Below are 11799 nucleotides of genomic sequence, written 5' to 3'. Positions count from 1 at the left end.
GAAACCCCTTTCAGAAGGTTTGATGAGGCGATTGCGGAATGCAGGGAAGTAAACAAGTGAAAAACAATCGCCACTGCTGAATGCCATTCTACGATATGGATCAAATCAAGCAAACGATATTCTCGAGGCGATCCTAGTCGAAGCAGCCATGAGCGACATTGTGCAAGCACATCGTCTCATCATCGCGCACCATTTCCTCGATGGAAAGGACAGCATATTGTTGATTTCAATTGTCTATGACAGCGGCTTCGGCCATACTGCGCGCGTCGCTAAAGCGGTTGCCGCCGGCATCCAAGAGGTCCAAGGGGCAGAGGCGAAACTTATCGCCGTAGCGGACGGTTTGATAGATTGGGAATCGCTTGAGCGAAGCGATGCCATCATCTTCGGGTCGCCAACTTACAACGGCCTCATCAGCGCCAGGTTCAAGCAGTTCTTCGAGGATTCCACCAAGGCAGCCTGGACGGAGCAGAAGTGGCGCAACAAACTTGCTGCCGGATTTACCAATTCCGGAGCCCAGCACGGCGACAAACTGAACTCGCTCGTGTCGATGGCGTTGTTCGCAGCCCAGCATGGCATGATCTGGGTCGGCCTCGATATGATGCCTGGAAACAGCAGCAGCACCGGCAGTGCCGATGACCTTAACCGGCTCGGAAGTTGGCTTGGCGTCATGACCCAGTCGAACACGGACCAGGGGGCGGATATCACTCCCATCAAGAGCGATCTGGTGACCGCTGCCTATCTGGGGCGGCGTGTTACCGAGACTGCGCGCCGACTTCAGCCCGCTTGAGCTGTTTTCAACCAAGGAGACTTACTATGAAACTGCTTTGCCTCGACATCCCCCAGCCCGGCGCCAGCCTGGAAAAGTATCAGCCGCATATGGCAGATGAAGCCCGGCACGCTTGGCAGATGTATAAGGGCGGTATCGTCCGCGACATCTATTTCCGCCAGGACCGACCCGGTGTGGCCATCATCGCCGAATGCGAGTCGGTCGAAGCCGCCAAGGAGGCCCTCCGCGAGTTCCCTCTCGCTAAGGCTGGGCTCCTCGACTGGGAGGTTATCCCGCTTGGCCCCTTCCTGAACTGGGAATCGCTCTTCGCGCCAGGTAACGGCTAATATTGCCAGCCTGTCACTGAGATATCGGGTGCGAAACAAAGGAATACCGACCATGGACGTTATGGGCTATGCCGCTCAATCGGCTACAGATGCTCTTGCACCTTTTTCCTTCGAACGGCGAGACCCGCGGCATGACGACGTAGTCGTCGACATCTTGTATTGCGGAGTCTGCCACACGGACCTGCACCTGGCTCGCAACCACGGCGGCTTCACGACTTATCCCCTTGTCCCGGGCCACGAGATCGTCGGCCGGGTTCGCGAAGTAGGCGATGCGGTGAGTCGCTTCAAGGTCGGCGATATGGTCGGAGTTGGCTGCATGGTCGACTCATGCCAGCAGTGCAAACCCTGTCTTAAGGGATGGGAGCAGGACTGCGCCGAAGGTCCGACCTTCACCTATGCCAGCATCGACAGGCATGACGGGACGCCGACCTGTGGCGGCTACTCCGACACCGTCGTGGTGACGGAGAACTTCGTGCTCGCGCTTCCTGACGGGCTGGATCCGGCTGGGGCTGCACCACTTCTATGCGCCGGCATCACCACCTGGTCGCCGCTTCATCGCTGGAACGTCGGCGAGGGCAGCAAGGTCGCGGTGATCGGTCTCGGCGGCCTTGGCCATATGGCGTTGAAACTCGCCAGGGCACTCGGTGCAGACGTCACCCTCTTCACGCGCTCTTCCGGCAAGGAGGAAGATGCATTCCGTATCGGAGTCAATCATGTCGTGCTCTCGAGTGATCCGGCGCAGATGGCGGTCGTGGCCGGCCGCTTCGATGTGATCATTGACACTGTACCGTATGACCACGATGTCAATCCGTACATGCCGACACTGACGCTGGAAGGCGTGCTCGTCCTCGTCGGCTATATGGGGCCACTTGGTACGCCGGTGAATGCCGGCGGTGTCGTGCGCGGCCGGCGGGCAATCACGGGATCGTTCATCGGCGGCGTACCGGAAACCCAGCGAATGCTGGACTTTTGCGGGAAGCACGGCATCGTATCGGACGTTGAAATCATCCCCATCCAGCAGATCAATGAAGCCTACGAGCGCATGTTGCGGAGCGACGTCAAGTATCGCTTCGTCATCGACATCGCCTCGCTCAAATCATGAGGAGCCAAGACAATGGCAGATAAGATCAAGCCCGTCCTTTGCGTGGTCACCAGCCATCCGATCCGCGGCGATACCGGCGAGCCCACTGGCTTTGCGATGGTCGAGCTCACCCATCCACTCGACGTTTTCCGCAACGCAGGCATTCCGACGGAAATCGCCTCGATCCGCGGCGGACATCCGCCGATCGACTTCTTCGATCTGTCCGATCCGGTCAACGACAAATTCTGGAAGGACAAGAAATTCCGTGCCGAACTCGCCGATACCAAGATCCTCGCAGATCTCGACCCGTCCCGCTATTCGGCGGTTTTCTTCGCAGGCGGTCACGGTACCATGTGGGATTTCGCTGATACCAAAGCCGTGCAGCACGTAATCCGCGAGATCTGGGAAGCGGGCGGCATCGTTTCGGCAGTCTGCCATGGCCCCGCCGCACTGGTGAATGCAACGCTCTCGGATGGCAGCTATCTCGTTGCGGGCAAGAAGGTCGCCTCGTTCACGGACGAGGAAGAGGCTGAAGTCAAGTATACCAAGGTCGTACCCTATCTGCTGGCGACGACCCTCAAGGAGAGGGGCGCGCTGCACCAGCCAGCGGCGAACTGGACGGAGAAAGTGGTGGTCGACGGTCGCCTGATCACAGGGCAAAATCCGGCATCTGCACATGGTGTCGGCCAAGCCGTGTTGGATCTGCTCGCGGCAAAGTCATGACCAACAATAATCGGGTTCATTCGGCCTATATGAGGTGAAGAACTTCTTCGAGGAAAGGTCGATCAGATCGGCTGGAGTATCGCTGAAGAAATACCGTTGGGCGCTGCTCAGGCCGGGTCTGGCCCCACTTTAAAGTAAAGATTGGCTCCTTCGGGGAGTGCCGGAGCCATGTAAGCATTCAACACGCGAGGTATAGCATTATGGTAGCTCGCATTATCTTGCGTCGTGGATGACAATACGCGTACGGGGGGCACTCCAGGGGCAAGGCCAGACGGCGTATATTCAAGGATTTCAAAGATGAAGATCATCGCAATCGAAGAACACGTCCTTCCGAATGACATCAAGCATGCGTGGAACACGATTCCAGGCGCGGATGATGGAACCCTCGGGCTCAATCCGGGCGTCATCGGCGAACGGCTCGCTGATCTTGGAGAACAACGGCTGGCTCTAATGGACGAGACCGGTGTCGATGTTCAAGTTCTCTCCTTGACGACACCGGGCCTCAACAATCTCGGGCTTCATGGCATCGATCTTGCTCGTCGCGCCAACGATCTTCTGGCCGGGATTGTTTCGGCTAACCCATCCCGATTTCAGGCCATGGCGGCTCTCTCCTTTGCGCAGGCGGACGATGCCGCGCGCGAATTGCGGCGAGCGGTCAAAGAACTCGGCTGCAAGGGTGCCGTTCTTTTTGGGCGGGTCGGTGACAAGAATCTGGATCATGATATATTCGAACAGACATTCGCCTGCGCGGCCGAGCTTGATGTTCCGTTGCTCATCCATCCACAGATCCCGCAGACGAACGTTCGCGATAGCTATTATGCGGGCTTCAGTGCGCCCGTCGATCTTGCCTTGTCCACATTCGCCCTTGGATGGCACTTCGAGGCGGGGATGCAGTTTGTACGCCTGATCCTGGGGGGCGTCTTTGACCGCTACCCGAACCTTCAGGTGATCCTGGGTCACTGGGGCGAACTGGTGCTCTTTTATCTTGAGCGGCTCGTTATGCTGGATCGGGTATCCAAGCTCCGGCGGCCATTCATCGATTATGTCCGTAATAATCTCTATCTGACGGCCAGCGGCATGTTCAGTCCCGCCTATTTGCAACAGGCGATAGACGCGGTTGGCGTCGATCGCATTTTGTTCTCGACGGACTATCCGTATCAGTATCGCCCTGGAGGAGACGCACGGCGATTTGTTGAGGAACTTCAGCTCAGCACTTCCGATAAGGCAAAGTTTGCACACCAGAACTGGGAGCGCTTGACCGCAAACGGCAAGTTGGTCTTCCCCCTTAAAAGTGATCCTTTATGAAGTATGGCATTACCTATACCTCCCTTGATAGATGACAAAGCCAAATTGGCCATCAGCCCGTAACCACTTCCAAAATTCAACTAGGACGAAGGAGCATCATGAAACTGGTTCTTCCATTCCAGCGCCCGCTCTATGATGCGCTGGAGCCTTACGCCTACCTTCTGGTACGGATAACAGCTGGGCTTCTGCTCGTTCCCCATGGTGCCCAGAAGCTCTTCGGGTGGTTCGGCGGAGATCCCGCTCGGGTCGTTGACTCATTCCACGCCATTGGTTTTGAGCCGGCAGCATTGTTTGCAATGATAACTGGTGTCGTGGAATTTTTCGGCGGCTTGCTTGTCGCCGTTGGTCTCCTCACGCGACCCGCGGCCGCGATCTGCACCTGTCTCCTTGCTGTGACGATCTGGGTTACGTCGGCAAGGGGGTGGGCGGCCATGGAATACAGCGTCCTTTGGACAATTGTTTGCCTGACAATTGCAGTGCGTGGCGGGGATAGGATGTCCATCGATCGTGTAATCGGCCGGGAATTCTAAGGCAATTTCCGGTATGAGTAAGTCTAGACACCGGCACCGTTCAGATTTGGATTTGATAGCTTCAGACATTGCACTTATGGGCTGATAACTTTGGCGCAAAATCCGTTGGACCTATCGTTAAGAGAATGAAATGTATTTCAGGGTGAAGTGTTGGAATATGAGTTTTTGGCGGCGAATGGTGTTGGCTTCGGTTGGATTGCTCCTGTCTATTCAGAACGCAACTGCCAATGATTTAGTTAAGGAAGAAAATCTTTTACTTCCGATTCAGCTCGGGTCCAAGACAGAGAAGCTTGAAACGCTAGTAGTTCGGCCTGTTGATGGTGACCACTTTCCGCTTGTGTTGATCGTCAACGGATCCGCCGGAGCCAATCAATCCGAAATGCATCCTGAGTGGCTGGCACACATCGCGCATGATTTTGCGCATCGGGGCTGGATTGCGGCATCAATCGTCTGGCCTGGATACGGTCGCTCCACGGGGAGCTTTATGAACGATGCGGGAGACTGCTCAAGGCCCAATGTTTCTTTGTTTCTCAACGCGCATGGCGATGAGCTTGCCGCTGCTTTGAAGACGCTTCGAACACGCCCGGACGTCAATCCATCTGTAACTTTGGGCCTGGGCATATCGATCGGCGGGGCTTCAATGCTCGATCTTGCAGGACGCACGGACAGACCGTTGACGGCTGTCATCAATATTTCCGGCGGCGTGTATCACTATACGACTGTAGGGTTGGCCGATTCCAATTGCTCGCACTTCCAGGACGATCTTGTACGAAACTTCACCGAGTTCGGTCGTGGCAATCCGACACCAACTCTTTGGTTTTACGCCGCTAACGACCCTTATTTCGGACCGGATCTCGCACAAAGGCTGTTAGCTGGATATCGTTCAGGGGGTGGAGCCGTGGACTATGTCGGGCTTCCACCCTTTGGACAGGATGGGCATACATTGTACAAGCAAACGGCGAATTTACTGCTCGAACCCGGGGTTGACGATTTTCTGCGGCGCAATCATCTGCCATCGGCGAATGAAGATGAATTGACGCCTTTGCTTTCCGCGTTAACGCCTGTTGATCGCTCAAGCGCACAGCTTTATTTGAAACAAGTGACCGAGAAAGCTGCGGCCATAGCAGTTGATGGAAGAGGGTTTTATTGGTCCTATGGACTTCGATCAATCGAAGACGTCCGTCAACAGGCGCTAGCCCGTTGCGAAAATAAAAGTGGCAAAATATGTAATATCATTGCGGAGAACGCGCATTTGGTTGACGGCTGGCAACGTACGATCACCAAGCGATAACAACGGGTCCATATTGCGGCTAGCTCTATTCCGTGAACGCGTCGTGCCTCTCGTAGACAATGCGCGCGAACTTGATCATGGATTAGATAGGCCGCACAGGTCCAACGCATTGGCCTCTTTGAGAACACTGCCATCTGCCCATGCTGCAGATATTGGCTGAACTGTTGATTGCCATTGGGAACGCTTGCGGCGCACAAAGATCAGCCGCTTGCGCCCAAAAGCGAACTGGGTTGGGAAGACTTGACACCATATCCGAGAGTTTTCAAACTCTCCCATGCGCAGCGCTATAAACACTTCATCAAAAAGTCGGTAGAAACATATACCGTATATACAATAAATGTCGGTGCTAACTCTATCGTTGTGAATAATGTTGCCGGAACATCGATGTGTTGCCCCCTATGGCCAGCTGCTATCTTCGCAGAGTTGTGGATGGGCCCATCTGCCCAAGGCGCTGCCGCGCTGTTCAACCCCTTTTTGCCAGCTTTGAAACAACGCGGACTTAAAGCCGGGATATGCTTTGATCGTGCGACATGTGGGCCGGTCGAACCAGCAAATAAGGTGATCGCCGATATCAAAAGTGAGATCCAAGCGGGTTTTTCCTACCAGATCCAATGTGTGTGGAACACTGACGCCGCCATCGCCCAATGATACCTGTTCTGGTACCATTCACCGAACCAGCAGCGCATTGTTGGATTTTCAGATCTTTTGCGAAGTTGTAACTAGGAGTGAGCGGCCAAATTTCCTCCCTAGCGAGCAACTCGATGCAGTATTGGTCACTATCCACTAACATATTGAAACTGATCGTATAGCTGGCGGGATTTTCAAAAGCTTTTCGGTTCGTATCCCTTCATGGCGAGGGACTCAAAATGGGCTCTTCTAAAGCAACAATTGAGCTCGAGCACTTGAATGACCGAAATGGGGCCGGGAGCGGACCGTCCACTATGCGTTTCGATTCGTGGAGAGCGGCCACTCCGCGGCCTGTCCCACTTGGCAATGCCAATTTCCATCAACAGTTTCCCTAGCCCATTTTTGGCATTTGGCACTGGACGTCAGCCGCGCGATATGGACCGCCCGGCGAGGAGCGGAGCGTACGCGGCGAGTCGGTGGGATATGAACTCTGTGAAAAGCCGCACGCGCTTTGTCTTGCGTGTCTCCCCCTGCGTGAGAAGCCAGATCGTCGCAGGTGATTTCAGATCGATGCCCGGAACTCTCGCCAGCAGGTGATCGGCATCTCCGACGAAACACGGCAGTTTGGTCATGCCGATCCCTTGCCTTGCCGCAGCGATCTGCGCGTCGGCGTCCGGCGTCCTGAACGGAATCCCTGTGGCGCGAAACTCCCCTTTGTCGACCCAGTCCGGAACAGCCTGACCGCCGATGACGATGGGCCGGATTGGAGCCGACGCACCCGCACGCCACGCGGCCATTCTATCGCGGGACATATAAACACCCGCGAGCAGATCCGGACCTTTCAGGCCATGAAGATTGAGCGGCAGGGTCTTGCGATCGGAGACCATCCGGATCGCCACATCCGCCTCCCGGTTGGTCAGGTTCACGACCTCGCCGGTCGATACGATCTCCATCTCGATGTCCGGATGCAGACGCGTAAAATCTGCGATATCCGGCATGAGCAGGTGTGTCGCAAGGAACGGGGGCAGCGTCACCCGCAGAAGCCCGCGTACGCTCTGATCTCGCCCGAAGACGCGCGTCTCCAATTGGTGCGACGAGGCTTCCATCTGGTTCGCGAACTCGAGAACCTCCTCGCCCGCGCCTGTCAGGCGGTAGCCCGAAGGCAGCTTTTCGAACATTTGCGCCCCGAGGTGTTCCTCAAGCTGAGCAATGCGTCGCAGCACGGTCGAGTGATTGACTCCCAGGCTCTTGGCGGCAGCCCGCACTGAGCCGCCACGCGCGGCGGCAAGAAAGTAGCGAACGTCATCCCAGTCAATCATGGTGTAATTCGGCACCGCGTGGTGCGCCTTGAAAGCCCCGTGTCACCTACATGGTACAGCAGTACGGGCGGCGAGTACAGCTATGTCAACAAGCGCAGCTCAATTCCGAACGGCGAGTACCGATCGTCGCAGCCGATGTCGGGCTGGATCGTTTTTGCACCACCGATGTGCGTACTTGCGCACTGATACGCGCCGAACTTTGCACCTACTTCAACGATGCACAGGGTTTCCGTGCAACTTCAACAAAGGATGCACAACATGACCAGATTGAATGGAAAGACCGCCGTGATCACGGGTGGCGCTACCGGTATCGGCCTCGCCGCCGCCAGGCGTTTCATCGAGGAGGGTGCCTTCGTCTTCATCTACGGCCGTCGACAGCAAGCACTCGATGCGGCTGTGGCCGAGCTTGGACCCGACGCTCGCGCGGTGAAGGGCTCGGTCTCGGATGAGGGCGATCTGGATCGGCTCTACGCGGCGGTGAAAGCCGAGCGCGGAAGCCTCGACATCGTCTTCGCCAATGCCGGGGCCGGAAGTCCGCTTCCTCTCGGCCAGATCACCGCCAAGCACATCGACAACACTTTCGACACCAACGTGAAGGGCACGATCTTCACGGTCCAGAAGGCGCTGCCACTGATGGGCCCGGGCGGCTCGATCATCCTGACGGGATCGAGCGCCGGGACCACCGGCGCCCCGTCATTCACTGCCTACAGCGCCAGCAAGGCAGCGGTGCGCAATCTCGCACGGACCTGGGCGGAGGATCTGAAGGGCACCGGTATTCGGGTCAACGTGCTGTCGCCCGGCGCGACGGCGACCGAACTCGCGAAGGAAGCGCTGGGAGAGGAGGGCCAAAAGGCCTACGGCGCGATGACCCCGCTCCAGCGCATGGCCGCTCCGGCGGAGATCGCGGCCGCGGCCGCCTTCCTGGGGTCGGACGACAGCAGCTTCATGACCGCCAGCGAAGTCGCCGTTGACGGCGGCCTTGCTCAACTCTGACCCCGGCGCGGTTCCGTGCCTAACTCACACACAACGTAGGATAAAAGATTATGAAAGCACTCGAAGGTAAAATCGCAGTTATCACGGGCGGAAGCAGCGGGATCGGCTTGGCCACAGCCAAGCGTTTCGTGGAAGAAGGTGCGAAAGTCGTGATCATTGGGCGACGCGAGAAAGCCTTACAAGAGGCCGCGGCGCTTATCGGGAAAAACGTGACAACAGTCGTGGGCGACGTCTCGCGCTTGGAAGACCTGGATCGGCTCTACGCCACCGTGAAGGAGAAACATGGTCACATCGACATTCTCTTCGCAAACGCGGGCGCAGGTACAGTCGCGCCGCTCGCGGCAGCTACTGAGGTCCATTTTGACCAGACCTTCGATGTGAACGTGAAGGGCTTGTTCTTTACGGTGCAGAAGGCCCTTCCCATTTTCAAAGACGGCGGATCGATCATTCTGAACTCTTCGGTCTCGAATGTGATGGGGCTGCCAGCGTTCAGCGCCTACGCAGCAAGCAAGGCGGCTGTTCGCAGCTTCTCGCGGTCTTGGACCCAAGAGCTGAAGGACCGCAATATCCGCGTCAATACGATGAGCCCCGGCGCGATCGAGACTCCCGCCTTGGCGACAACGACCGGCCTCACCGCCGAGCAAGCCGAGGAGGCGGTCGCCCAGTTTGCTGCACAGATCCCAATGGGTCGCAGGGGCAAGCCAGAGGAAATCGCGGCTGCGCTCACGTTTCTTGCCTCCGATGAAAGCTCGTACATCACCGGTATAGATCTCGCCGTCGATGGCGGTTGGGCGCAGGTCTGACCCAACCTTAACACAGGATCGGAGAAGCATTATGAGCTACTCAATCATCGGCTTCGGCAATATCGGCCGAGCTCTGGCCAAGGCCTTTTCACGCAAGGGCATCGAAGTATCTGTTGCAACCACGCGGGACCCGGAAAGCTTTGCAGCTGATGCGGCCGCGATCGGGCCCAAGGTCATTGCTAGAACACTAGCGGAAGCCGTCAAGGCGGATATCATCTTCTTGGCAGTCCGTTTCGAGTCGCATCCAGATGTCGCAAAGGCGCTCCCCACCTGGCAGGGGAAGACCGTCATCGATGTGACCAATGCCTACGGCGTGCCCCCTGAGCAACTGGGAGGACAGCCGTCTTCCCAGGCCGTTGCGCAGGCTTTCTCCGGCGCAAGGCTGGTCAAGGGCTTCAACCATCTGCTCGCTGCCACCCTTGGCCAAGACCCGGCCGTGCAGGGCGGCAGGAGAGTCGTGTTCCTGGCGAGCGACGATGAGGACGATGCGGCGGAGATTGGTGCGCTCGCGCACAATCTGGGCTTCGCGCCGATCAAGCTTGGCGGGTTGTCGGAAGGCGGGCTGCTGATCCAGGCGCGCGGAAAGAGCTGGGGTCATCTGATCTTCAAGGATCTGGTGAAGTTCGACGGTTAAAACGACGGCCCCATCGACAAGGCCAAGATGTACGGATCGGATCGAGTGCGATCCGATCACACCGAAATGGAGATATTCCCATGAGTATTGAAAAGAACATCCAAACCGTGAAGGACTTCTTCGCGGCGATAGGCCGCGGCGACAGACTGGCTCTGTTGGCGCTGGCTGCCGAAGACATCAAGTGGATCATTCCGGGCGAGGACTGGCCGCTGGCCGGCACCTACCGGGGGTACGCGGGACTGGCAGATTTGCTGGATACGGCATCGAGGTCGATGGAAACCTTCACGGAACCCCGGGAGTTTGTCGCACAAGGAGACCGGGTTCTCGTCGCCGGCTTCGCCAGCGGGAAGGTCAAAGCCACGAACAAGCCGTTCGAGGACGACTGGATCTTCGCCATCACGGTCCGGGACGGCAGACTGACCAGCATCCAGGAATACATCGACACGCAAGCGCTGGCACGCGCAGCGCAGATGGACGCCTCCGGGCCCGTATAGCGCAGGTCTTCTGCAACCATCGGCTTTCGCCGAAGGTGAATGAGCGGATCGCCGTCTCGCGTGCCGCGCGCTCGTAGAATACCCAACCGTAAAGGAGATTCCGATGTACGACCAATCCAAACTATCCGAGTTGATCCGGTTCGCACGCATTGATGCAGGTGCTACCGTCATCGACGTTTATCCAGGCGCCGGCGACTGGACGCGCCTGTTCTCCGACGTCGTTGGACCCGAAGGTCGAGTCACCAGCTTCGTGCCGGCCGAAGTCGCGCACTTCAAGAACGATCCGGTCGGCCTCATGCGAACTATCGCGCAGGAGCCAGGCCGGGAAAACGTCGAAGCCGTCTCAGCGGACCTCGTGGCAATGCCGGAGATCACGCAGCCAGCGGATGTCCTGTGGCTGCACCTGTTCTACCACGATCTCCACACTGCACTGATGCAGGCCAGGGGCACAACGGCGGCTAATTTCAATCGAGCTGTCTACGAGCGGCTGAAGCCCGGTGGGTTCTACGTCATTGTCGATCACGCCGCGGCCGCCGGAGCCGGCACAGGTGATGCCCAGTCATTGCATCGCATTGACCCTGCCACCGTGCGCGAGGAGGTGGAGGCTGCCGGCTTCGTACTGGATGCGGAAAGTACCCTGCTCGCGAACAGGAACGATCCACACGCGATCAAGGTCTTCGATCCCTTGATCAAGGGCGAGACCGATCGCTTCGCATATCGGTTCGTGAAGCCCTGACAGAGGCCGGCGCCAACCTCAGGTCGACCTCCCAAGGATGCCAGGATACTGCTCAACTGCGCCAGTCCGCAGCAACGTCAGCTTTCGTAACTCGCTGGAGAGCCTGCAAAGGTCAAGCTTGGGGCGCGAGGGACGTGGCGGCACTAGCGT

Annotated in this window: 14 protein-coding genes; 13 read left to right on the top strand and 1 reads right to left on the bottom strand. The window is 57.6% G+C overall.

All coding sequences use genetic code 11. From position 1 onward, the window contains the following. Window positions 1-217 precede the first annotated feature (217 nt). From FHW16_RS13960 to FHW16_RS13925, 8 genes are all read left to right on the top strand, one after another. Window positions 218-787 (top strand): flavodoxin family protein, encoded by a 570-nt coding sequence (locus tag FHW16_RS13960; RefSeq protein ID WP_182549968.1) that lies wholly within the window; start codon window positions 218-220, stop codon window positions 785-787. 26 nt (window positions 788-813) lie between these two features. Continuing rightward, window positions 814-1113 (top strand): superoxide dismutase, encoded by a 300-nt coding sequence (locus tag FHW16_RS13955; protein ID WP_182549808.1) that lies wholly within the window; start codon window positions 814-816, stop codon window positions 1111-1113. Between the two features lie 52 nt (window positions 1114-1165). Next, a complete protein-coding gene (locus FHW16_RS13950; RefSeq protein WP_182549967.1) occupies window positions 1166-2215 on the top strand; it encodes an NAD(P)-dependent alcohol dehydrogenase in 1050 nt (349 codons plus the stop codon). Between the two features lie 12 nt (window positions 2216-2227). Beyond that, window positions 2228-2917: a type 1 glutamine amidotransferase domain-containing protein gene (locus tag FHW16_RS13945; protein WP_182549807.1), complete on the top strand. Its 690-nt coding sequence runs from the start codon at window positions 2228-2230 to the stop codon at window positions 2915-2917. A 297-nt stretch (window positions 2918-3214) separates the two neighbouring features. Beyond that, window positions 3215-4222 carry an amidohydrolase family protein gene (locus tag FHW16_RS13940; RefSeq protein WP_182549806.1) on the top strand — a complete coding sequence of 336 codons (1008 nt, stop codon included), beginning with the start codon at window positions 3215-3217 and terminating at the stop codon, window positions 4220-4222. A 98-nt stretch (window positions 4223-4320) separates the two neighbouring features. Next, window positions 4321-4752 (top strand): DoxX family protein, encoded by a 432-nt coding sequence (locus FHW16_RS13935; RefSeq protein ID WP_182549805.1) that lies wholly within the window; start codon window positions 4321-4323, stop codon window positions 4750-4752. 130 nt (window positions 4753-4882) lie between these two features. Further along, complete coding sequence (locus tag FHW16_RS13930; RefSeq protein ID WP_210278123.1) at window positions 4883-6043, top strand: hypothetical protein; 1161 nt, start codon at window positions 4883-4885, stop codon at window positions 6041-6043. Window positions 6044-6217: 174 nt separating this feature from the next. Beyond that, window positions 6218-6691 carry a DUF2750 domain-containing protein gene (locus FHW16_RS13925; RefSeq protein ID WP_182549804.1) on the top strand — a complete coding sequence of 158 codons (474 nt, stop codon included), beginning with the start codon at window positions 6218-6220 and terminating at the stop codon, window positions 6689-6691. Between the two features lie 401 nt (window positions 6692-7092). Here FHW16_RS13925 and FHW16_RS13920 read toward each other — a convergent pair whose 3' ends face one another. Beyond that, window positions 7093-7989 carry a LysR family transcriptional regulator gene (locus FHW16_RS13920; protein WP_182549803.1) on the bottom strand — a complete coding sequence of 299 codons (897 nt, stop codon included), beginning with the start codon at window positions 7987-7989 and terminating at the stop codon, window positions 7093-7095. Window positions 7990-8247: 258 nt separating this feature from the next. On the opposite strand from FHW16_RS13920, the gene FHW16_RS13915 reads away from it, so the two are divergent. The 5 genes from FHW16_RS13915 (at window position 8248) to FHW16_RS13895 (ending at window position 11649) form a co-directional block, all read left to right on the top strand. Continuing rightward, window positions 8248-8982 (top strand): SDR family NAD(P)-dependent oxidoreductase, encoded by a 735-nt coding sequence (locus FHW16_RS13915; protein ID WP_182549802.1) that lies wholly within the window; start codon window positions 8248-8250, stop codon window positions 8980-8982. 50 nt (window positions 8983-9032) lie between these two features. Continuing rightward, window positions 9033-9785 (top strand): SDR family NAD(P)-dependent oxidoreductase, encoded by a 753-nt coding sequence (locus FHW16_RS13910; RefSeq protein ID WP_182549801.1) that lies wholly within the window; start codon window positions 9033-9035, stop codon window positions 9783-9785. Window positions 9786-9816: 31 nt separating this feature from the next. Beyond that, entirely contained in the window at window positions 9817-10419 is a 603-nt protein-coding gene (locus FHW16_RS13905) for an NADPH-dependent F420 reductase (protein WP_182549800.1), read from the top strand. A gap of 80 nt (window positions 10420-10499) precedes the next feature. Continuing rightward, window positions 10500-10913, top strand: a complete 414-nt coding sequence (locus FHW16_RS13900; protein ID WP_182549799.1) for a nuclear transport factor 2 family protein — start codon at window positions 10500-10502, stop codon at window positions 10911-10913. Window positions 10914-11016: 103 nt separating this feature from the next. Further along, window positions 11017-11649, top strand: coding sequence for a class I SAM-dependent methyltransferase (locus FHW16_RS13895; RefSeq protein WP_182549798.1), 633 nt, complete (start codon window positions 11017-11019; stop codon window positions 11647-11649). Window positions 11650-11799 lie beyond the last annotated feature (150 nt).

The sequence above is a fragment of the Phyllobacterium myrsinacearum genome (assembly GCF_014138285.1).
Taxonomy (GTDB): domain Bacteria; phylum Pseudomonadota; class Alphaproteobacteria; order Rhizobiales; family Rhizobiaceae; genus Phyllobacterium; species Phyllobacterium myrsinacearum_A.
This window is presented reverse-complemented; position numbering and strand designations above follow the sequence as displayed.

What these genes read in the sequence shown, in the direction of transcription:
- FHW16_RS13955 (WP_182549808.1), top strand. Translation starts at nt 814, where the DNA reads ATGAAACTGCTTTGCCTCGACATCCCCCAGCCCGGCGCCAGCCTGGAA.
- FHW16_RS13950 (WP_182549967.1), top strand. Translation starts at nt 1,166, where the DNA reads ATGGACGTTATGGGCTATGCCGCTCAATCGGCTACAGATGCTCTTGCA.
- FHW16_RS13945 (WP_182549807.1), top strand. Translation starts at nt 2,228, where the DNA reads ATGGCAGATAAGATCAAGCCCGTCCTTTGCGTGGTCACCAGCCATCCG.
- FHW16_RS13940 (WP_182549806.1), top strand. Translation starts at nt 3,215, where the DNA reads ATGAAGATCATCGCAATCGAAGAACACGTCCTTCCGAATGACATCAAG.
- FHW16_RS13935 (WP_182549805.1), top strand. Translation starts at nt 4,321, where the DNA reads ATGAAACTGGTTCTTCCATTCCAGCGCCCGCTCTATGATGCGCTGGAG.
- FHW16_RS13930 (WP_210278123.1), top strand. Translation starts at nt 4,883, where the DNA reads ATGTATTTCAGGGTGAAGTGTTGGAATATGAGTTTTTGGCGGCGAATG.
- FHW16_RS13920 (WP_182549803.1), bottom strand. Translation starts at nt 7,989, where the DNA reads ATGATTGACTGGGATGACGTTCGCTACTTTCTTGCCGCCGCGCGTGGC.
- FHW16_RS13915 (WP_182549802.1), top strand. Translation starts at nt 8,248, where the DNA reads ATGACCAGATTGAATGGAAAGACCGCCGTGATCACGGGTGGCGCTACC.
- FHW16_RS13910 (WP_182549801.1), top strand. Translation starts at nt 9,033, where the DNA reads ATGAAAGCACTCGAAGGTAAAATCGCAGTTATCACGGGCGGAAGCAGC.
- FHW16_RS13905 (WP_182549800.1), top strand. Translation starts at nt 9,817, where the DNA reads ATGAGCTACTCAATCATCGGCTTCGGCAATATCGGCCGAGCTCTGGCC.
- FHW16_RS13900 (WP_182549799.1), top strand. Translation starts at nt 10,500, where the DNA reads ATGAGTATTGAAAAGAACATCCAAACCGTGAAGGACTTCTTCGCGGCG.
- FHW16_RS13895 (WP_182549798.1), top strand. Translation starts at nt 11,017, where the DNA reads ATGTACGACCAATCCAAACTATCCGAGTTGATCCGGTTCGCACGCATT.